Origin of the sequence: Mycobacterium sp., assembly GCF_035623875.1 — a bacterium.
In the GTDB taxonomy this organism is placed as follows: domain Bacteria; phylum Actinomycetota; class Actinomycetes; order Mycobacteriales; family Mycobacteriaceae; genus Mycobacterium.
Genome location: NZ_DASPSP010000125.1, coordinates 1 through 21,042 on the forward strand (window position 1 = coordinate 1; position 21,042 = coordinate 21,042).

Annotated in this window: 20 protein-coding genes and 1 pseudogene; 13 read left to right on the plus strand and 8 right to left on the minus strand. The window is 62.6% G+C overall.

All coding sequences use genetic code 11. The features are described 5' to 3' along the window. The 7 genes from VEI45_RS10220 to VEI45_RS10250 all read left to right on the plus strand — a co-directional run. A partial coding sequence (locus VEI45_RS10220; RefSeq protein ID WP_324852732.1) for a thiamine pyrophosphate-dependent enzyme occupies positions 1-381 on the plus strand: 381 nt, incomplete at its 5' end. A 4-nt stretch (positions 382-385) separates the two neighbouring features. Beyond that, on the plus strand, positions 386-1,384 hold the full coding sequence (locus VEI45_RS10225; RefSeq protein ID WP_324852734.1) for an alpha-ketoacid dehydrogenase subunit beta: 999 nt from the start codon (positions 386-388) through the stop codon (positions 1,382-1,384). Beyond that, positions 1,377-1,613: a biotin/lipoyl-containing protein gene (locus VEI45_RS10230; RefSeq protein WP_324852736.1), complete on the plus strand. Its 237-nt coding sequence runs from the start codon at positions 1,377-1,379 to the stop codon at positions 1,611-1,613. The genes VEI45_RS10225 and VEI45_RS10230 overlap by 8 nt, the downstream gene beginning before the upstream one ends. A gap of 17 nt (positions 1,614-1,630) precedes the next feature. Then, a complete protein-coding gene (locus VEI45_RS10235; RefSeq protein ID WP_324852739.1) occupies positions 1,631-2,503 on the plus strand; it encodes an enoyl-CoA hydratase-related protein in 873 nt (290 codons plus the stop codon). A gap of 28 nt (positions 2,504-2,531) precedes the next feature. Further along, a complete protein-coding gene (locus VEI45_RS10240) occupies positions 2,532-4,067 on the plus strand; it encodes an acyl-CoA synthetase (RefSeq protein WP_324852741.1) in 1,536 nt (511 codons plus the stop codon). A 21-nt stretch (positions 4,068-4,088) separates the two neighbouring features. Beyond that, a complete protein-coding gene (locus VEI45_RS10245; protein ID WP_324852742.1) occupies positions 4,089-5,471 on the plus strand; it encodes an aromatic ring-hydroxylating dioxygenase subunit alpha in 1,383 nt (460 codons plus the stop codon). Beyond that, positions 5,468-7,168 (plus strand): FAD-binding protein, encoded by a 1,701-nt coding sequence (locus VEI45_RS10250; protein ID WP_324852744.1) that lies wholly within the window; start codon positions 5,468-5,470, stop codon positions 7,166-7,168. The genes VEI45_RS10245 and VEI45_RS10250 overlap by 4 nt, the downstream gene beginning before the upstream one ends. Here VEI45_RS10250 and VEI45_RS10255 read toward each other — a convergent pair. Next, positions 7,165-8,013 (minus strand): enoyl-CoA hydratase-related protein, encoded by an 849-nt coding sequence (locus VEI45_RS10255; RefSeq protein ID WP_324852770.1) that lies wholly within the window; start codon positions 8,011-8,013, stop codon positions 7,165-7,167. The genes VEI45_RS10250 and VEI45_RS10255 overlap by 4 nt on opposite strands. 157 nt (positions 8,014-8,170) lie before the next feature. On the opposite strand from VEI45_RS10255, the gene VEI45_RS10260 reads away from it, so the two are divergent. The 3 genes from VEI45_RS10260 to VEI45_RS10270 are packed head-to-tail and all read left to right on the plus strand — an operon-like array spanning position 8,171 to position 10,154. Continuing rightward, on the plus strand, positions 8,171-9,010 hold the full coding sequence (locus tag VEI45_RS10260; RefSeq protein WP_324852746.1) for an SH3-like domain-containing protein: 840 nt from the start codon (positions 8,171-8,173) through the stop codon (positions 9,008-9,010). 55 nt (positions 9,011-9,065) lie between these two features. Next, entirely contained in the window at positions 9,066-9,770 is a 705-nt protein-coding gene (gene scnC / locus VEI45_RS10265) for a thiocyanate hydrolase subunit gamma (protein WP_324852748.1), read from the plus strand. Between the two features lie 15 nt (positions 9,771-9,785). Beyond that, a complete protein-coding gene (locus VEI45_RS10270; RefSeq protein ID WP_324852750.1) occupies positions 9,786-10,154 on the plus strand; it encodes a thiocyanate hydrolase in 369 nt (122 codons plus the stop codon). A 30-nt stretch (positions 10,155-10,184) separates the two neighbouring features. On the opposite strand, the gene VEI45_RS10275 is transcribed toward VEI45_RS10270, so the two are convergent. The 5 genes from VEI45_RS10275 to VEI45_RS10295 form a co-directional block, all read right to left on the minus strand. Next, positions 10,185-11,390 carry an amidohydrolase family protein gene (locus VEI45_RS10275; RefSeq protein ID WP_324852752.1) on the minus strand — a complete coding sequence of 402 codons (1,206 nt, stop codon included), beginning with the start codon at positions 11,388-11,390 and terminating at the stop codon, positions 10,185-10,187. A gap of 90 nt (positions 11,391-11,480) precedes the next feature. Continuing rightward, the gene (locus VEI45_RS10280; protein WP_324852754.1) at positions 11,481-12,524 is read right to left on the minus strand and encodes a hotdog fold thioesterase; all 1,044 of its coding nucleotides are present in this window, start codon (positions 12,522-12,524) and stop codon (positions 11,481-11,483) included. Positions 12,525-12,627: 103 nt separating this feature from the next. Then, on the minus strand, positions 12,628-13,185 hold the full coding sequence (locus VEI45_RS10285) for a hypothetical protein (RefSeq protein ID WP_324852756.1): 558 nt from the start codon (positions 13,183-13,185) through the stop codon (positions 12,628-12,630). A gap of 76 nt (positions 13,186-13,261) precedes the next feature. Continuing rightward, the gene (locus VEI45_RS10290) at positions 13,262-14,539 is read right to left on the minus strand and encodes a GRP family sugar transporter (protein WP_324852758.1); all 1,278 of its coding nucleotides are present in this window, start codon (positions 14,537-14,539) and stop codon (positions 13,262-13,264) included. A gap of 422 nt (positions 14,540-14,961) precedes the next feature. Continuing rightward, positions 14,962-16,434 carry an MFS transporter gene (locus VEI45_RS10295; RefSeq protein WP_324852760.1) on the minus strand — a complete coding sequence of 491 codons (1,473 nt, stop codon included), beginning with the start codon at positions 16,432-16,434 and terminating at the stop codon, positions 14,962-14,964. Positions 16,435-16,887: 453 nt separating this feature from the next. Between VEI45_RS10295 and pstS the strand changes: the two genes are divergently transcribed. From pstS to VEI45_RS10310, 3 genes are all read left to right on the plus strand, one after another. Next, entirely contained in the window at positions 16,888-17,985 is a 1,098-nt protein-coding gene (gene pstS / locus VEI45_RS10300) for a phosphate ABC transporter substrate-binding protein PstS (RefSeq protein ID WP_324852762.1), read from the plus strand. A 94-nt stretch (positions 17,986-18,079) separates the two neighbouring features. Continuing rightward, positions 18,080-18,454, plus strand: coding sequence for a DUF732 domain-containing protein (locus VEI45_RS10305; protein ID WP_324852764.1), 375 nt, complete (start codon positions 18,080-18,082; stop codon positions 18,452-18,454). Between the two features lie 152 nt (positions 18,455-18,606). After that, positions 18,607-19,101, plus strand: coding sequence for a DoxX family protein (locus VEI45_RS10310; protein ID WP_324852766.1), 495 nt, complete (start codon positions 18,607-18,609; stop codon positions 19,099-19,101). Between the two features lie 288 nt (positions 19,102-19,389). Here the strand turns inward: VEI45_RS10310 and VEI45_RS10315 are convergent, their stop codons facing one another. Both VEI45_RS10315 and VEI45_RS10320 read right to left on the minus strand, forming a co-directional pair. Continuing rightward, complete coding sequence (locus VEI45_RS10315; protein ID WP_324852768.1) at positions 19,390-20,586, minus strand: glycosyltransferase; 1,197 nt, start codon at positions 20,584-20,586, stop codon at positions 19,390-19,392. A 197-nt stretch (positions 20,587-20,783) separates the two neighbouring features. Next, positions 20,784-21,042, minus strand: a pseudogene (locus VEI45_RS10320) (hypothetical protein); the annotation flags it as partial.

The following is a 21,042-nucleotide window of genomic DNA, read 5'->3' on the forward strand; positions in this document are numbered from 1 at the left end:
CCGGGTGTTCGCGTCGACGGCAACGATCCGCTGGCCGTGAAAGCCGCGCTGGATGAGGCACTGCAGCGAGCGCGCTCCGGCGACGGGCCGACGTTCATCGAGTGCGTGACATTTCGCTTCCGCGGCCACTACTTCGGTGACCGGATGCCGTACATACCCAAGGACCAACTAGCCGCGGCGATGGCGGCCGACCCGGTGCCGCGGTTCCGCAGCCACCTCGCCGAAGCCGGCATCTGTGGCGAGGAGGAGCTCGACCGCATCGACAGCGAGGCGCTGGCGACCGTGGAATCCGCGTTGCAGACGGTCATGAGCGCTGATGCCCCCTCGATCGATGAGCTCGACCACGACGTGTATGCGACCCCGATCAAGTTCCCGGTGTGAGGACATGCAAGAAAAAGAGATGACGATGCGCGAGGCGCTGAACCTCGCGCTGGACGAGGCGCTAAAGGCCGACGACAGAGTGTTTTTGCTCGGCGAGGACATCGCCGATCCCGGCGCATCCGGACCCACGGCGGGGTTGTCGACGAAGTACGGGCACGACCGGGTGCTGGACACACCCATCTCAGAAGCGGCGATCGTCGGCGCGGCGATCGGAGCCGCCATCGACGGGATGCTGCCGGTCGCCGAGATCATGATCATGGATTTCATCGGCATCGCCGCCGACCAGCTGATCAACAACGCCGCCAAGCTGCGATTCATGACCGGCGGGCGCACCACCGCGCCGATCACCATCCGTACTCAGGTTTACGCCGGGCTGGCCACCGGTGCCACGCACTCGCAGAGCCTGGAGGCGTGGTTCATGCACATCCCCGGGATGAAGGTGATCGTGCCCTCCACCCCACGCGATGGCAAAGGCCTACTGACATCGGCGATCTTCGATGAGGACCCCTGCCTGTTCGTCGAAACTATTCGTCTGCAAGGCAAGAAGGGACCCGTTCCAGTTGATCCCGGGTTCTCGATTCCGCTGGGCCAGGCCGACGTCAAGCAAGCGGGCACCGACGTCAGCCTGATCAGCTATGGTCGCAGCGTGCACGAAGCCCTCGCGGCCGCAGCCACATTGGCCGACCAGGGGGTGAGCGCCGAGGTCGTCGATCTACGTACCCTCGTTCCCCTCGACGTCGAGACGATCGTCGAATCCGCACGCCGCACCCGAAGAGCCGTGATCGTCCACGACGCCGTCCAATTCGCCGGGCCGGGAGCAGAGATCGCCGCGATCCTGCAGTCCGAACTTTTCGGCGAACTGGCCGCACCTGTCGAGCGGGTGGGTGCCAGGTTCGTCCCCAACCCTGCCGCGGCCGCGCTGGAGGCGCAGGTCTACCCCTCGGCGGCAGGGATTGTCGAAGCCGCACAGCGCACCCTGAAGAAGACTAAAGTCCATGGGTGACTTCGTTATTCGTATCCCACGGGTGTCGGTGGCCGTCTCGGAAGCCGAGCTGACCGACCTTCTGGTCGCTGCCGGGCAGCACGTCGAAGAGGGCACACCGATCTTCGTGATTGCCACCGAGAAGGTGGAACAGGAAATAGAAGCCGGGGCCTCCGGCACCGTGCAATGGACGGGCCAGATCGGCACCAGCTACGACATCGGCGCCGAAATAGGCGTCATTACGTCATAACGAAAGGGTAAGCAGCTATGGATCTCAACGAGACCCGCGAGAGAATCATCTACCAAAAAGAAGGGCCCATCGCCAAGATCACGCTGAACTGGCCCGAGAAGGCGAACGCTCAGGATCAGAAGCTGGCCGAAGAAGTCGACGCCGCGCTGCTGGACGCCGACCGTGACTACGACATCAAAGTTTTGATACTCAAGGCCAATGGCAAGGGCTTCTGCTCGGGACACGCCATCGGCAACAACGCGGTCGACTACCCAGATTTCGTCAAGGGCGCACAGGTCATGGGCACGCCGTGGAAGCCACAGACCGACCTGTTCGTCAAGCCGATCCTGAACCTGTGGGAGTTCTCCAAGCCGACGATCGCGCAGGTGCACGGCTACTGCGTCGGCGGGGGCACCCATTACGGGCTGACTACCGACATCGTCATCGCCTCGGAGGATGCGTACTTCTCTTACCCGCCGTTGCAGGGTTTCGGCATGCCGTCGGGCGAATGCTCAATCGAGCCATGGGTTTTCATGAACTGGCGGCGCGCTGCGTACTACCTGTACCTGGCCGAGGTCATCGACGCCAAAAAGGCGTTGGAGGTCGGTCTGGTGAACGAGGTGGTTCCCCTCGATCAACTTGACGCGCGGGTGGAGGCCATCGCCCGCCACATCGCCCAGGCGCCGATGACCACGCTGCTGGCGACCAAGGCCAACCTGAAACGGGCCTGGGAGCTGATGGGCATGCGGGTGCACTGGCAGAGCTCCAACGACCTGGTCGCACTCGCCTCGATCAGTAAGGATGTACAGCAGCTGATCCAGCAGGTGTTCAAGGACAAGGTGTTGCCGTCCGAACAAGCCCGACGGCAGGCAGCCGCAGCCGCATCGACCGACGGCGCTGCGGCCACTTAAAGGCCAGTTAACCTTTCGGGATCTGCAGGTGAATATCGCCGATCACGCGAGCAGCGCCGCAGAGTCGCCGGCCCTCATCATCGGAGACGGCGACACGATTTCGTTCGGCGAGCTGTACGCCAACAGCCAACGGGTCGCCGCGGTGCTGCATGATGCCGGGTTGCGCCGCGGCGACGGGGTGGCCCTGGTGCTGCCGAACCGGCCTGAGTTCTTCGAGATCACTTGGGGCTGCCAACTTTCCGGGCTTTACTACACCGCCGTCAACACCCACTTCACGCCTGACGAAGTCGTTTACGTCATCGACGACTCCGATGCAAAAGCGGTATTCGTCGACGCTTCGATGGGAGATCTCGCGGCGCATTTGCGCAGTGCCAAGACTGCCGTCGACGTCCACATCGCGGTCGGGGGAGATCTGGCCGGCTGGCAGTCCTATGACGACGCCCTGGCGATAGCGGGTGATGCGCCGCCAGCGTCGGACGGGTCGGAGATGCTGTACTCATCGGGTACCACTGGACGGCCCAAGGCCGTTCGCCGGCCGCTCCCGGCCGACGGCAACGGCTCGTGGGCGCAGTCGGTGCTGGAAATGGCGCTGATCCACAAGTACGGCATGAGCCTCGCCAGCGTGTATTTGTCGCCGGCACCGATGTACCACGCCGCCGGGGTGAACTACACGATGGCCGTCAACCGGGTTGGGGCCGCGGCGATCATCATGCGCAAGTTCGACGCGGAAGCCGTGCTGCGCTTGATCGAGACCCACCGGGTCACCCACGCGCAGTTCGTGCCGACGATGTTCGTGCGGATGCTCAAGCTGCCCAAGGCCGTCCGGGAGAAATACGACGTCTCGAGCCTGCAGTGTGTGATCCATGCGGCCGCACCGTGCCCAACAGACGTCAAGCATCAGATGATGAAGTGGTTCGGCCCCATCATCCACGAATACTACGGCGGCACTGAGGGATTCGCGGGAACTACTATCGGGCCTTTAGCGTGGCTCGCCCATCCGGGTTCGGTGGGCATACCGATGGCCCCGGTGCACGTCGTCGGCCAGGACGGACGGGAGCTTCCCGTGGGGGAGTCCGGCGAACTGTACTTCGAAGGTGGACCCGACTTCGCGTACTTCAAGGACCCCGCCAAGACCGCGTCGGTGTCCAACGACCGCGGATGGCGCTCCTTGGGTGACATGGGCTACGTCGACGAGGACGGGTACCTGTACCTGACCGACCGATCGACGTTCATGATCGTTTCCGGCGGGGTGAACATCTATCCCCAGGAGGCAGAGAACCTACTGGTCACGCACCCCAAACTCGTCGACGCAGCGGTGTTCGGCGTCCCCAACGACGAGTTCGGTGAAGAGGTCAAGGCCGTCGTGCAACCGGTCGACGGCGTCACACCCGGCCCCGACCTCGAGGCCGAGCTCATCGAGTACTGCCGAACACACCTCGCGGGCTATAAGTGCCCGCGGACAGTTGAATTCGACCCGGAGTTGCCGCGGGACCCCAACGGAAAGCTTTACAAGAGGCGAATCCGTGACCGCTACTGGCAAGGGCGGGTATCACGGATCATATGAGCCAACACAAGGGACAATGAGATGGCCAACCCAACAACTACTGCACGAACTGATGTGAACTGGGAACCGCTTCCGGTGCCGTGGGCGGTCCAGACGGCCAATCGGATTCCCAAGCAGCGCTACTACGACCCGGACTTCTACGCGATGGAAGCCGAGCTGTTCTGGCCGCGGGTGTGGCAGATGGCATGCCGGCTCGAGGAGATCCCCAAGCCCGGAGACTTCGTCGAGTACGAGATCCTCGACGAGTCGATCATCGTGGTGCGGGTGGACAACGAGACGGTGCGGGCCTACCACAACGCGTGCCGGCACCGCGGGGTCAAGCTCGTGGAGGGCAACGGGAATCGGCGGACATTCGTCTGCCCGTTCCACGGCTGGTGCTGGGGCATCGACGGGCGCAACACCTTTGTGTTGCGACCTGAAGTGTTCGCCGCGGAGAACTTGCGCCCCGACGATCTGCAACTGGTCTCGGTCCGGTGTGAGCTCTGGGGTGGGTGCGCGTGGATCAACCTCGACGACAACGCCCCGGCGTTGCGCGACTGCATGGAGCCGTTCGCGTCGATCTATGACGCCTGGAAGGTGGAATCGCTGCGCGTCGAGTGGTGGCAGTCATGTCGGCTGCCGGTGAATTGGAAATTGGCGACGGCGGCGTTCATGGAGGGCTACCACGTCCCGCAGACCCATCCGCAGTTGCTGCCGTCAGCGCAGACCGGCAGTCCGTCGGCAGCTGTGCACCCCGTGGTTGCGAGCAGCCTCTATTTCATGCGCACCCTCGGCGACGGCATGGGAGGCATGACCCACGAGAACGACGTCCGCATCGCCGAGGGCCTACAGAACATCGAGCTGCCATCCGATCCGGCCGAGGCGATGATCGCCTGGCGCAGCGCTCTCAACGATGCCGTCGTCAGCTGGCATCGGGCCCGGGGCAGCGAGATGCCCGACCTCAACGACCTCATTCGCCGCGGGATCACCGACGCGATCGGGTTCTGCTTTCCCCACCATTTCATCCTGCCCACGTACAGCAGCGCCTCGTCGTATCGGATCCGGCCGCTCGGGCCAGAAGAGACCCTGTTCGAGATCTGGTCCCTCACCCGTTTGCCCGCAGATCTCTCCGCGGGGAAGCCCACTCCACCGGAGCCGATGGCGCCGGACGACCCGCGCTGGCCACCGATCCCGGCTCAAGACTTCTCGAACTTGCCACGACAGCAAAAAGGTCTGCATTCCAAGGGATTTGAATTCATGCGGCTGTCGGACCAGATCGAAGGGCTGATCTCGAACTTCGAACGCGTTGTTGATGGCTTCCTCGCGGGATTGCCGTACGACATGTTGGTACCGGCAATCCAGAAAACCAACACCACCATTGATGTGCCGATCGTCGATCTGGGATTCACCTCGGAGGCGCGATGACCACCCAATGGGACCACTCCGTCGACCTTCTCATCGCGGGCAGCGGCGGAGGCGGGATGGTGGCCGGGCTGGCCGCACTCGACAGCGGGCTTGAGCCGTTGATCGTCGAAAAGCAAGCGCTGGTTGGCGGTTCGACGGGATTGTCCGGCGGTATCGTCTGGCTGCCCAACAATCCGCTGATGCGGGCCGATGGCATAGCGGACTCGCATGAGGACGGGCTTGCCTATTTGGCTGACGTCGTCGGCGACATTGGTGCACCGTCGTCACCGGAGCGCCGGGAAATGTTTCTGACCGCGGGCTACGAGATGATCAATTTCCTGATCCGCAAGGGCGTCCAGCTCATCCGTTGCGCAGGCTGGAGCGACTACTACCCGAACCATAAGGGCGGCAACGAAGCTGGCCGCGCTGTGGAGGGTATTCCGTTCGATGCCGCCGAGCTGGGCAGCTGGCGTGACAAGGTGCAGCCGCCGCTGGCCAAGAACTACGGTTATGCGGTGCTGACCAACGAGCTTCGTTCGGTTCAGTACTTCAACCGTGCGCCTCGCGCCTTCGCCGTGTCCATTCGGGTGTTCTTGCGCACCGCTGCGGCTCGGATGCGCCGGCGTCAAGTCCTCACCAACGGCGCCTCGCTCATCGCTCAGATGCTCAAAGCGCTGATGGATCTCAGCGACGGCCAGCCACCGCTGTGGATAAACGCCGCGATGGACGATCTGATCGTCGAGGACGGCCGAGTGGTCGGTGCGCGCATCGTCCACGACGGCAAACCGCTGAACATCGAGGCACGCAAGGGAGTCCTACTTGCCGCAGGCGGGTTCGGGCACAATGCCGAGATGCGGCGGCGTTACAGCGGCGACCAACCCAACGAGGCCAAGTGGTCGATCGCCAACGCAGGTGATACCGGCGAAGTGCTGCAGACCGCGATGCGACTGGGCGCAAAGACCGATCTGCTGGACGAAGCATGGTGGCTGCCTTCGGTTTTCATCGCCAACGGCGGGGCTGCCGCCGCGTCGCTGGGCTCGGGACGTCAGCGGCCCGGAGCCATCTACGTCGATTCGACGGGCAGGAGGTTCTGCAACGAGTCGAACTCCTACGTGGAGGTCGGCAAGGCGATGTACGCCAACAAAGCGGTGCCCTGCTGGATGATCTTCGACGATGGATACGTGCGCAGATACGTCACCAGCGCCAACCCGCTGAAACGCAACCAGCAGCTGCCGCCCGAGCTGATCGAGTCCGGTGCGGTCCAACGCGCCGAAAGCATCAAAGACCTGGCACGCCAGATCGATCTTCCCGCAGACGAACTGGCTCACACGATCCAGCGCTTCAATCAGTTTGCCGTCAAGGGCCTGGATCCGGACTTCGGCCGGGGGCAGTCAGCCTACAACGACTGCCTTGGTGATCCGGGGTATCGGCCCAACGCCGCCGTCGGCCCGCTGCAGCGGGCGCCGTTCTACGCAACGCGGGTGTTCCCGGCCGACGTCGGAACGTGTGGCGGCGTGATCACCAACGAGTACGCACAAGTTCTCGATGAGCAGGACCAGGTGATCTACGGCCTGTACGCGACCGGCAACACCACCGCGACGGTGATGGGCCGAACGTATCCGGGCGCGGGCGCCAGCATCGCCAGCTCGATGGTTTTCGGTTATGTCGCCGCGCGGCACGCGGCAGGTCGCAAACTCGCCGGCGAGCGGAGCCGCTAATCGTCTGCGGGCTCCGATTCGTCGCGGCCCACGAAATCCCTTGGCTTCAAGCCCGATTGCATGAGCTCGGCTCGGCGGGCCTGAACGTCAGAAGCCGCGCCGACCATGTTGGTCAAGATGTGGCTGACCTGGAGGTGCACCCGCATTCCCATCAATTCCCAGGCCCGTTTCACGTTGTTCTTCACCGCCATCAGCGTGGTCAACGGGATCTGAGCGATCTTGCCCGCCATCTCCTCGACGACATCCTCGAGATCCTCTCGCGGGACCACCTTGTTGAGTAGCCCCCACTCGAGCGCTTCCTGTGCGGACAGCGTCGGCGCCAGCAGCAGCCAGTCCATGGTGCGATGCCAATTCATCAGCAGCCACGGCTCGATCATGGTGTGCCCGCCGGGCTCGCCGAGACTTTGGGCAAGCGGCATCTGAAAATACGCGTCCTCGGACGCCACGCAGAAGTCGGTCAGCAGGCCCAGATAGATGCCACCACCCATGCAGTAGCCGTGAATCTGCGAGATCGTCGGCTTCGGAAACTCCCACAGGTACAACGTCGGCCACAAAAACAGGTCGGCGGTGCCCTTGTAGAGATCCTCGAAGGTGTCGCCGAAGTCCGGATAGGGATTCTCGTCGGGACCCCAGCGGGCTACGTGGCCGCCGCAGAAGCCGTTGCCATTGGCCTTGAGGATCACCACTTTGATCTCACGATCGCGGTCGGCCTCGTGCAAGCAGTTGTCGACTTCGGTGACCAGCGTTGCGTCTTTGGTGTTGGCCTTGTCGACGCGGTTGAGGATGATTCGCGCAATCGGCGGTTCGCGTTCATAAATGACCGCTTCCAGGACGCGCCGCTCCATCCCGGTGACATTACCGGACACAGCCATATCGGAATTTCGTTTAACGGTTGCGCCCTGTTCGCGGTAGGAGTGAAGTGTATTGAGGGTGGTCGCCGGCCCGATAGGGCAATCCGCGAGCAAGGCCACAGCCCAGATCGTGATAACGAATGGAACTCTGATGACGACCCCGCTGGACCGAGCGGTGCATCTGGAACTGGTAGCGCGCCTCAAATCTTCCTACCCGGAACTCCCGGACGCGCCCACGCCCGATCTCATTGATCACGAGCGATTCACCGCCTACACCAAGACCCCGCACGATGTCGGTGGTGAGCCGGATGCCTCCATGGAATTCGAGAACAAGCAATACGAGATGTGGGAAGAAAACACCTACGTCATGTGTGAGGTACTCGGCTGGCGTGGGATCTGGTTGTCCGAGGAACGACGCCGGATGGGGAATGTCGACCTGGGCCGCGCCATCTACCTCGGCCTGCCCTACTACGGGCGGTGGCTGCTGGCCATCGCGCGCGTCCTCGCCGAAAAACACCACATCGGCTTGACTGAATTGGCCGAACGCATGGCCGAGGTCAAGGCACGGTATGCGGGCGGCCTGCGGGGAAAGTCCTTGGAGGCCAAGCCCAAGTTCGAAGGTGACCCTTCCACGGTTAGACGCAACCGGCACCACACGCACGCGGTCGGCAAGGGCGACCCGCAAGTGTTTGCCGGACAAGCCGGCGAGCCGAAGTTCAAGGTCGGCGACAGGGTTGTGGTGCGAGAGCTTCCCGCGCTGCTCTACACCCGTACCCAAGAGTACGTACGTGGCGCGACCGGGGAGATTGCGGTTGTCTCCTACGAAAGCCCCGTCGCCGAGGACGAAACCTGGGATGGCCCCGACCAGAAACCCGAGTGGTTCTACATCGTGCGGTTCAATCTTTCTGAGTTGTGGCACGGATACACCGGCCCCGGCAATGACACCCTGCAGACCGAGATCCCGGAGCGGTGGCTCGCGGCAGTCGGCTGACTGCGCCCGAGTCAAACCGTCGTCCAACTGACTTCGCCCTGAAAAGGACTTCAGCATGACCGGTCACGATCACGACCACGAACGCACCGCCACGCCCATGGTGGACGAGATCACCGACTTCGAAGTCCTGGAGATCGCGCTTCGCGAATTATGCATCGAAAAGGGCATTTTCACCGCTGAGGAGCACCGACACTTCACTGAGTTCGCTGAACAGATCGGTCCGACCCCTGCCGCGCATCTGGTGGCGCGGGCCTGGATTAGTCCTGAGTTCAAGAAACTGGTCCTCGCGGATCCGCTGGCCGCCAGCAGGGAAGTTGGCGTCGACTGGTTGCAACCCACCGGTTTCGGAACACCGAGTGATTTCACCGCGTTCCACGTGCTCGAAGACACGCCAACCCTGCACCACGTCATTGTGTGCACGCTCTGCTCCTGCTACCCGCGTCCGATCCTGGGCAACTCACCGGAGTGGTACCGCACGCCCAACTTCCGTCGTCGCATAGTGCGCTGGCCACGACAAGTGCTCGGGGAGTTCGGCCTATACCTGCCGGAGGATGTCGAAATCCGGGTGGAGGACTCGAACCAAAAGCACCGTTTCATGGTGATGCCGGTGCGCCCCGAGGGAACCGAGGGCTGGACCGAGGATCAGCTGGTCGAAATCATTACGCGAGACTGCCTGATCGGCGTCGCGTTGCCGAAGGTTGGTGTGACGACGAACGCGGTGACCAAGACCCGCCCGGCTATTCATCCTGTGAACCAGTAAGCGACGGGGTAACCGGTGAGCAACTCAGGGAGACTAGATCCGGCCGAGGGTCCCTTGATCGCGCCGTTGGCGAAAATTGTTGAACGAAACCAGGTCTGGGACCGCATAGCGGCAAAGTATGGCGTTGACAACCCGGTGCCGCCGTGGAAAACGAGCCTTGATGGGATCTGTGACGCACTTGACCAAAGCAGCTGCGGCGCATCGCTACTCAGCGTCGACAGGCGTAACGAAGAGGACGCGCTGTCGGCAACGGTCTACTCCGGCCTGCCTTACCCGGAAAGCCGGTTGGTTGCGCTGGCACACTCGCTGGTACGGCGCGGGCTCATCGACGAGGCCGAGCTGGAGGAACGACTGGCCGCTGTGCGGGTCAGGCTGGAAGCCTGACCACACATAGAGTTGGCGACGCCCGACGGATCAGGCTGACACTGGTTTCTTGGCCGGCTTGGACACCTTCATCAGCTTCATCAGGTTGCCGCCCATGATCTTGGCGACATCCTCTTCGTCGAAGTCGGTGAGCTCGTCAACGAAGGTGATCGGGTCCTTCAGGCCCTCGGGGTGCGGCCAGTCCGATCCGAACAGCACGCGGTCGGTGCCCACCATCTTGACGATTTCGGTGAATCGGTCCTCCCAGAACGGGGTGATGTAAACACACCGCTTGAACGCCTCGATCGGATCCTCGCTGAACGATTGCGGCATCTTCTTGTAGACGCCCTTGAGGCCCTTGAACAGGTCCGGCACCCAGTCGGCGCCGTTTTCGATCGACAGGATCCGCAGCTCGGGATTGCGGGACAGCGCGCCGTGGCACACCAGCGCACCCATCGCATCCAGGATCGGCCGATGGCCCATCGCAAAGCTGCGGAACGCGGTCGGCTTGAACGGCAGGAACTCGTCGCCGGGCTCCCACACGTTCGCGAACTCGGAGTAACCGCTGTCGGAGGCGTGCATCGAGACCGGGATCTCGGCCCGAATGCAGGCCTGCCAGAACGGGTCGAACTCCTCGAGGCCGAACGATCGGCTACCGCGGTAGCCGGGCACCGGTGCCGGGCGGACCAGCACGGTGCGGGCGCCGCGCTCCAGGCACCACTCGAGTTCTTCCAGCGCACGCTCGACGATCGGCAGGGTGATCACCGGAGTGGCGAAGATGCGGTCCTTGTAGTTGAACGACCAGGTCTCGTGCATCCACTCGTTGAGCGCGTGGATGACGTCGTGGGTCATCTCCGGGTCGTCCTTCATGCGCTCTTCGACCAGGCTGGCCAGCGTGGGGAACATCAGCGCGTAGTCGATGCCAAGTTCGTCCATGACTTCCAGCCGCGGGGCCGGTTCGCGGAAGGCGGGGATGGCCTTCATCGGCTCGCCCAGGATCTCGCGGTAGGTCTTGCCTTGCGCGCCGTGGCGGAAGTATTCCTCCTGGGCGCCCGGCTTGGCGACCTTCTCGAACGTCGGGTTGGGGATGTATTCGCTGATGTGGCCGCGCACCACGATCTTGGTGCGGCCGCGAACCTGCACGTAGTCGATGACGTTCTTGCGCTTTTCCGGCAAGTACTTGGTCAGCGCTTCCTGCGGTTCGTACATGTGGTTGTCGGCGTCGAACACCGGGAAGGAAAGCTCGCGGGACGGCATGGCGATCTCCTTGCAGAAGTCTCGATTCTCGGGTAGCGGTAATGACGTTACCACTTCTGCGCAACAAGCCGTAATCGGGCCGGGGCCCGGTCAGGCTCGCGGCCAGTCGGGAAGCTCTGGGGTCGCCCCATTGATGACGGCGAAGTTCACGGTCGCTGTCGCGAGCAGCTCCTCGTCGCCGTCACCGTCGCTGTAGACGTCGACCTGCATCACCAGCGCGCGCCGGCCGCTGCGCAGCATCCGGGGCACCGCAAACGCCGAGCCTTGACGGATCGGTCGCAGGTAGCGGACGAACAGATCGGCGGTCGTCATCGTAGTGCCGTCCTGCAGATATTCCAGCCCGAACTGTCCGCCCGCGACGTCGACGAGCGTGGCGATCAGACCACCCTGCAGGGCACCGGAGGTGTTGACCACTTGCGGGCTGACCGGCATCGTCATCGCGAATTCGCCATCGCGAGCGCCCGGCCGCATTCCGATCTGGCTGAACAGCTCACTGAGCGTCGGCGCTGCCGTTTGATCGGCGTCGTCGGCCCCCAGGGCGCGGACGCAGAAGTCGTACAAGTGGGCCGCATCGATTGGCGCACCGGTCAATTCCGCTCCCAGCCAATGCAATCGAAGCGCGCCCAAGATGGTCTGCGTCACGATCGCTGCGGCCGGCCCGACATCGAGGTTGGGTCGGAAAACCCCTTCGGTGATGCCGCGTTGCACGACGTCGCGAATCAGCTCGTGCAGCGGGGAGAGCACCCGGGCATAGTCACGGGGCCGGGTTTCGGCCAAGTGTTGGTTGTAAAGGTTCATCGCCCGATTCAGGCTGTCTTGGGTGCTCGACTCGGGCTCCGCGCTGATCCGGTCGATGATCAGTTTGATCGCGGCGGTGCTGTCCAGTCCGGTCGTCTCGGCGCGCCAGGCTTGTGTCGACTGCGCCATGGTTCGCTCCAACAGGGCGATCAGCAATTCGTCCTTGCTGCTGAAGTGCTGGTAGAAGGCCCGCAACGACGTCTTAGAACGGGCGACAACCTCTTGCACGGTGAAGTCGGTGCGCCCGGTCTCGCCGAGGATCTCGACCGCGGTCTTGATGAAGCGGGCAGCACGCGTCGTCGGTTCGGCTTGGTCGGCTTCGTCGTCTGTGGCCATCCCGCCTCCTCTGCTGCGCGTCGGCAACGGCGTGAGAATGAGGTTACCGCGATTTGCCGGGGACGGTTGAAGCGGTGCTGGGTCGTTGTCGGTCTCGGCCCGATTACGGCACCAACGGGAGGCGCCACGCAGGCGTCTCGGGGTCGAGAAACCAGAGCCGGGTCGCTGTCAGTCGCAGTATCCGCACTGCACCGGTGATCATGATCACCGCGAGCGGCAGATTGCCGAGAGCGACGGTCAGCACCGACACCCAAAATTGGCTCGGCCCGGCGGTCATGAGATCGAACCAGCCATCACAGATCAGCAGAACCCCCGTTGTGAACCCGGGAAGCAGCACCAGCTGTCGGCGCAGCCAGCCCAGCACCGCGGTGGCGATCATGAACGCGATCAGCACACAGTCAAATCCGATCCATGTTGCCGGCCAATTGTGGGCGACATAGTTCGCGGGCAGTGTGAAGGCGAGGTAGACCATCCACGGGACCAATCCGATAGCGCCGCCCACCATCAGGGTTACCCGGTTCCGCCGCATGCGTCTCGCGAGCTGTGGTGGAAACACTTCGTCGAGCGGACGCTGCAGCCGCAGAATCAAATCCTTGCGTTCAGCCGGTGACATTGCCGCTATGTCGGCATCCGACAGCGCGCCGTCGCCGTAGCCATTCATGAGTCTTGAGTGTCCGCCTCGGCGGCCGCGTCGTTGCCGCGCTTCGGCGCGGGCCGGAAAGCGTCGCTCACCGGTGCTACTCGAACCGCGTCTTCTTCCACAACAGCCAACCGCATCCAATCGCAGCAAGTGCCAGCACAGCGCATAGCGTCGACATCCAGAAAAAATTCATCGCTAACGGTGGCACTTGTGCTTGTAATCCAAGCCAGAGAAAAAGCGTTACCGCCGCTGTGACAATTAAAGCGTCCCACCATGGCCGCCTGGTGTGCGTGCTATTTCTAGGCATGGCTCCAAGCTGCGCCGCTTCGCATTCCTCTAAGCTCAAACCGTATCTCAGGCATTCACGTGAGATCGCAGTGCGCCTCGACACTTGCTCACCCACTGGAGCCGCCGCCGAGCTGATAGAGCCCGCACCAACGATCATCAGCAACGTTGCGGCCACGACTAGCCAGCGACCCGCCTGGCTCACGTGAGTCAGTTCGCCAAAGACAAAAGCGCTCCACGCCAACCCCCACAGCTGGTTTGTATTTGACAGCGGAATGCCACGCCCGATACCGATATATTTTGCCGCATACTGCTGGAAAAGATCACCGATTACCCAGCAGAAGCCGCCGAGAAACATCCAGAACACTAGATGACTCTCCGCATGCAGTTCTGCATTCAAGTGCGCTATGCCACCGCTAAACGTAGCGGCGAGCAACGTCATCGTACCCAGTTCACCGAAGGTAAAAATCGTCACAAATGACAACGGATTCATTCCGCTCAAATATGCCTTGCGAAACGGCACATACATCGTGCCCCAGAGCAGGCTTGCTCCCAAAGCCGCCAGAACTCCTTGCACGGCATGCCCGTTCGCTGTAGATCGATGCAGCACGGTGACAAACGCCAGCATGATTGCGCTAGCTACAATGCTCAGTGCCCCGCCCAGCACCCTCGAACCGACACGCAAACCGGCGCCACGTAACTCGTGGAAAAGCAGCCAACCCCAGAAAATCCCGATCAGGCTATTTACGTTCCATAGCGGAAAGGCAATCGCCAATCCCACATCGCGAACGGCGAATACCGTAAGCGTATTGGCCACCGCCCAAAGCGCGCCAGTGAGTATCGCCCATACAATCAAATGCGGGCGGGCAAGCACGTCGCGGAAAATGCAGTTCGTTCCTTTCAGAAGAGTGGGCAGCGTCCATCGGGCCGTAAACACGCCCAGCACCATCGCCAGCGAAACCGCAAAGGGTGAGATTCCCGCATTCACCAGCTTCGTCGGGGCCTCAGCCCCCCCGAGCCAGACACCGGCCGCGAGGCCGCACGCCACTCCGAGACCCTGCATAGAAGCCGCCTGCGCGCTGCGCGTCACCGCATTCCCCAAACTCTTCTGGGCTGTGCTGCTATGTCTACTGGATAGGAAATTCGGATTCCCGATCCGCAATTAATGCAGCCAGGCCAGCAGGGCGACGCCCACCGCGAGCGCACCCACTGGAATCCAGAATTGAATATCGGTCAAGATTGCTTTCAGCATCTCAGTGAGCCTAACGCTTGTCGTGGACTCCTACGGCATGACCCAAACCGTTGTGACCTTGGCCGAGGCGATCTCGATGTGGTGTGGCGTCCAGATGGAAATGAGTCACCGTCGTCGTGGGCGAAAAACGACCGTTCCAAAGTGCTGCGCTAACAGTGTCATCGGCTGTGCGCAGCCCGTCGGTCCTTGCCTGCCCGCCCGCGGGACACGACGCGGCCGGCGTCATTGACTTAGAAAATCATCCGAGGGTGGGGCGGTCCCTACTTCCCGACGTCCTCCAGGTTCACTCCTGCGGTCTCGATCCGGAACAGGTAGGTCACGAGGGCTCCCAACAGGAAGCACGCCACCAGACCCCAGAGCAGCGCGGTTGTGCCGATTGTCTTGAGCAGGATGGGAAACAGGAACGCCGTCAACACCGCCCCGATCTTGGCAAAGGACGCGGCGAAGCCGGCGCCCTTACCCCGGACCTCGGTGGGGAAGACCTCGCCGGCAAGCAGATACGTCATGGCGTTCGGCCCGAAGTTGACCATGAAGTAGAACAGCGTGAAACCGAGGAAGAGCAACCACATGACGTTGGTGCCGTCCGGGCGCATGGACAGCCCGGACAGGAGCAGACCTATCGCGGCGCAGATGAAGCCCACGATCTGCAATTTGATACGCCCGACTCTGTCCACCAGGAAGAAGGCGACGACGATGCCCAAGACGAACAGCGTGTCCATCAGGGCCGAGCCCTTGGCACCCAGCATGTCGTTATGGATGGTGTCGGCCAGCGCGTGCGACTTCGACTCTTTGCCGATGACGGCGGCCAGGATCGTCGGTGTGAAGATACCGATGCCGTAGACGCCCAGGTCCTGCAGGAACCACGGAACTGAGGCCAGGATCGTCGCGCGACGATTTCTCTTCTTGAACAGCGCCAGGTAGCTCCCGTGACCTTCGGCGGCCTTGGCTACATGGCCCAAGTGTCCCAGGGATACGTCCTTGGGGTACTGCGGGTTACGCTTGAGCAGTTTGGTGGTGGCCTTCTCACCGTCCTCGGTCCGGCCCTTCGACACCAGCCAGTGGGGACTCTCCGTGATGTACAAGCGCCCGATGACGACAAGGATCGCCGGTACGATCGCCGCCGCGTACATCCACCGCCATGCGCTCACATCCGGGTTCGCGTACAGGATGACGAAGCCCAACGCTGTGCCGAAGAACGCTCCGACGGCCTGGAACGCGAAGGCGCTCAGCACGAGCCGGCCTCGCATCGAGGTCGCGATGCTCTCCGAGATCACCATGTGCGCGGTCGGGTAGTCACAGCCCAGCGCGATTCCGGCCCCGAACAGACAGATGACCAGCGTGATGAAGTTGGGGGCGGACGTCAGCGCCACCAAGAACACAGCGAAGATAATCATCTCCGCGATGAACATCGACTTGCGCCCATATGTGTCCGCCAAACCACCGAGGGCCGTGGCACCGACCAGGATGCCCGCCAGGGAGGCTGCGGTAACGAGGCCTTTGTCGGCTGCGGTCAAGTGGAATTGGATCGAGATCAGCGGCAGGGCCACCCCGGTCATGAACACGACCATGCCCTCGAAGAACTTGCCCGCGCAGGCGAGCGCCCAGATTCGGAACTGCATGGCGGTCATCGGCGTCGTCGGCAACATCGTGCCGTCAGACCAGGTGGGCCGCTCGTCGATGTATTCCTGCACCGTCTTTCCATTGATCTGCGGTTTGTCGAGTGTGTCAGTCATGTCACCTCTCCCAGCGATTCGGCGCGGCTTCGCTGGCGTGCGCAACCCACTGACCAGCGGCAACTTCGCAGACGCTAAGTCAGGTAACTGAACGGGCGATAACGGCCGGATGAATTCGGCAAACTGTGGTGATCTCTGAGCGGAGCCAGCAAGAACGCTGTCAGCCCGACACGCGTTCACGCAATTCAAAGCCATATCAGCGCCTTTGAGCAGCCCGAAATCCATACTCCTCGGGGATATCGATGTCAACGCGGATGGCAAACCCGCCGACCCCGACGATGGCTTCACCTGTTGTTCGCTTCTGGCTTGATTCGATTTCGATATTGGTGACTATTAATGCTCGCTGACGTCCTCGACCCGACGAGCGGCGCTGAGGCTTGCACAACGTGACATTCTGGCCCGGCAATCGGGCAGCGGATGTGTAGCTAACCGGTTGTTTTCGAGGAGGCAAACGTGAAGCACAACGGATCCCGGGCCGCCGCCGGCCTGCTCATCGCGGGCAGTCTTGCGCTCTCGGCATGTACGCACCTCGACACGCCGCCGAAGTACGCCAGGGGCGTCAAAGTCGACTGCGGGGGTAAGCAGAACCTCACGGGCAGCGGTTCGACCGCTCAAGCCAATGCGATAAGCCACTTCATCACGAGCTATGAGGAATCGTGCTCGGGCAAGCAGCTCACTTACACGGCCAGCGGCTCGGGAGCGGGCATCCAGGACTTTCTTGCCGGCAAGACCGATTTCGGCGGCTCGGACTCACCCCTGCAGGGTGACGAGTACGCCGCCGCCAAGCAGCGCTGCGGCGGGAGCGACGCGTGGAACCTGCCGGTCGTTTTCGGTCCGATAGCGATCACCTTCAACGTCAAAACGACCGACGTCCTCACGCTCGACGCACCCACGCTCGCCAAAATTTTCAGCGGCGCCATCACGCGCTGGGACGACCCGGCCATCACCGCGCTGAACGGAACCATGCCCGCCGAGGACATCCACGTCGTCTACCGCAGCGACTTATCCGGAACCACCGACAACTTCCAGCAGTACCTGCAGGCCGCCTCTCGCGGCGCCTGGACCAAGGGCGCTGGCAAAGCATTCAACGGAGGCGTGGGAACCTCCGCCCAAGGCAACGAGGGCACGTCGGAGGCAGTCAAGAAGACCGAGGGCGCGATTACCTACAACGAATGGTCGTACGCCATGAAGCAGCACCTCGATGTGGCAGGAATCAAGACTGCGGGCGGAGTCGTTCACATCGGCAACGACTGGGTCGGCAAGACCATCTCGGACGTCACCATCAAAGGCCAGGGCCATGACCCCAATGACCTCGTGCTCGACCTCTCGAAGGTTTACGCCACCACTACGCCTGGCGCCTACCCAATCCTGCTGGCCAGCTACGAAATCGTCTGCTCCAAATACCCCGATGCCGAGGTCGGTAAGGCTGTGAGGGCGTTCATGCAGTCGACCATCACCGAAGGACAGCAAGGCCTCACCCCGCTCGGATACATCCCATTGCCGCCCGACTTCCAGACCAAGGTCGCCGCCGCCGTCAACAGCATTAGCTGAGACAGCGGGGACGTCGGAACGTCTCGATTTCGGCTAACATAATGTGAGTTCTTTCTTTGACTCGAGGCCGAGCGGCCCGCATAGGGGTAGGGCCATGACCCGTACGAACGTCGGTCCAGAGAAGTCGTCGACAGTCTGCGCCCTCCTGCTGTCCGCCGCCGCGCTACTTTCCGCCGCGCCAGCATCAGCAGACCCGACCGATGTTGCGTTCGTTGCGGCCCTTGCCAAGGAGGGCATCGTCGTTACTGATCACAACACTGCGATTGCGATCGCCCACACGGTGTGCGCCGGATTCGACAAAAGCAATAAAACAGCCGTTCCGGCGATGAAGCTGATGAAGGACAACGATCTCTCGCTGAAGCAATCCAGCTACTTCATCGGCGCTTCCATCGCTGCCTACTGCCCGCAGTACATCGGGCGGACCGACAATTCGGCAAACTGGCTCTACCCGAGGGCTCCGCTTAAGTGAGCGTAAGCCCCTAACGCCACGGTTTCGCATGAGCCGCGAGCGCCGCCTGACGTGGTGACGCAGGTGTGCCCGTCGGGCATCGTCCGGGCCACGGTGGCGTCGGGTGATTGTTTATCGCGCCAGCCAACGTCGATCAACGCAGGAGGTATCTGATGGCCCGCGAATCTCTCGTCGTTACCGCACGTTTTCTCCCGGCGTACCGTCGTACTACCGACGCACTGAACAACCTCGGCTGGCTGCCGAACTTGGTGCTGCGCCTCACTGTTGGGTTCATGTTCTTTAGCGGCGCGGTGGGCAAGCTTGGTGATCTTCGAAAATTCACAGCGATGTTTGTCAGCCTGGGCGTTCCCGCTGCGCAGGTGCTCGCCCCGGTTACGGCAGTGGTGGAACTTGTTTCTGGTGCGGCGTTGATGCTGGGTCTTGGTACCCGGCTGGTGTCTCTGCTACTGGCCGGGGATATGGTCGGCGCGTTGATCACGGACATCGGCCCGAATCTGGCGCAGAAGTATCCGGCTCTATGGGATTTCCTCAGCAATTTGTTTTATGCCCCGGAGTGGCTGCTGGTAGGGCTGCTGCTGTGGCTGCTGTGTGTTGGAGCCGGCAAGGCTAGCTTGGACGCGCTGGTCGGTCGACGTTGGGGGTGCTGACCACCAGGGACTGAGCGCGCGCGCTTAGCCCGAATGCACCGATGAAACTTGTGTGGTGGTGGGCCGGTTTGGCCCCATCAGCCCGACGGTTCCATCGGGTAGCGGTTTGTCATGCCATCCCAAGAACGCCTTGACTAAATGATGGCAACGACTGGCTGAAGAACACTTTAACCGAGCGCCCCGACATGCGGCACAGGTCACCCGCGGCGGTGGTCAACAGTTGAGCGGATGTTCGCATTGTCTGTAGTAGGCCGACGTCCGCGTGGTCGGCGCCGATTACTCGGCCGATCAGCCAAAGCGCCCAAGGCGGGCGGTGTCTTCCAGCAAATCGGCAGCGCTGGCAATGCTTTCGGCGGGCGTGGTCATCTGAGCGGCGACCTCACGGGCCCGAGCGACGCATTGCGGAGTAAGGATGGAACGCAGGTCCGCGACCAGTGAATCCAGGGTGGAGGCCGAGAAGGGCCGCCCAGAGCCGACTTTCAGCCGGGTGACGACATCTGCCCAGATCGGCTGGTCATCGACCGATAACCACGAGAACCAGAGAATCAAGGTGGGGACTCCGGCCCGCATGCCTGCAGCCATGGTGCCCGCACCCCCATGGTGGACGACCGCGCGGCAGGCGGGGAAGGCGACCGCGAAATTCACAAAACTTAAAACCTTGATGTTGTTGAAATGTGGGATGTCGGTGAAGTGACTCGAGCCACTGCAGATCAGCGCCCGCTCGCCTAGCTGCGCACAGGCCGCGCTGATCACGGCGACCGTCTCGGCCGGAGAAGGGATCGGCATGCTGCCAAAGCCGAAGTAGATCGGCGGCGTTCCCTCGGCAATCCACGACAAGACCTCGTCGTCGGCGTCCGTCGGCAACTCCAGCGTCAATGCGCCGACGAACTTCCGCCGACCGCTCTGTTCCGCCCATTCGGCTGCGCGCTCGGGAAAGTAGAAGCTTTCGTAGGCGTGGATCTCCAGTGACGCCCGTCGTGTCTCGGGCCCGGTTGCCTCCGGAAGGCCCAGTGCGCGGCGGTGGGTGTCTTCAGCGTCTTTCATTATTTGCCCAATCACGCAACCCGGGCGCACATATCCCCGCGGGAGGTGCTGCAACGTGGCCAGCGGAATGCCGTAATACTCCGCGACGTTGGCGGCCAGCTCCTGTTCGTCCGGCAGCACCAACAGCAGGTCGGCCCCATTTGCCAGCGCCGTCAGCGTCGCCCCCCACTCCGCCATGGCATGAGGCAAACGCTCCATAAATTCGACTACCGCGCTGACCGGATTCTGATTTGCGGCATCGGGGGAGAAATCCTCGCCGGCCCTTGCTTGCGGGTCCGGTCCGTAGGCGACCGCAGCGAGCCCAACCGACTGCACGAAGTCGACCAACGTCGACGTGACTCCGGTGCACACCTCGTGCCCTCGGCGTTGAAGCTCCCGACCCAGAGCAGCCAGCGGCTCGATATCCCCGCGGCCTCCATAGCCGGCCAGCGCAAATCTCATCGGCACAACCCTAACTCCGCTAGGGCCGGGCCGGCGGGGAGGGAGGGCAGTCCCGAGCAGCGCGCCAGGCCGGAAGCGATGCCCGCGTGGGCACCGCTCCCGCGGTCAAACCATCCAACGGCCATCCGTGCAGCGGACCAGTTCGCCGACTGCGGGCATGGTGCCAAGGGAGGTGGCTGGTTTCGTTCGGCGACGTGGGCGGCATTGAGTACGCGTTCGGCATCGACGCGATAGGCGCGTTCTTGTTCTCGAGTTCGGCGACGTTTGGGCACATCGCGTCGCGATCGCTGCGTGGTGGGTATGCCTTTGTGACAGAGGGTAATTCACCCGTGGGCAGGCACAGGTTGGGAAACAGCAGCGCGCTGCCCGATGTGGTGACATAGGTCTGCCGACGGCGAGGTCAGAATCACGGTGCCGTCGGGCAGCTGTTGATCCCGCCATCCCCAGAAGGTCTTC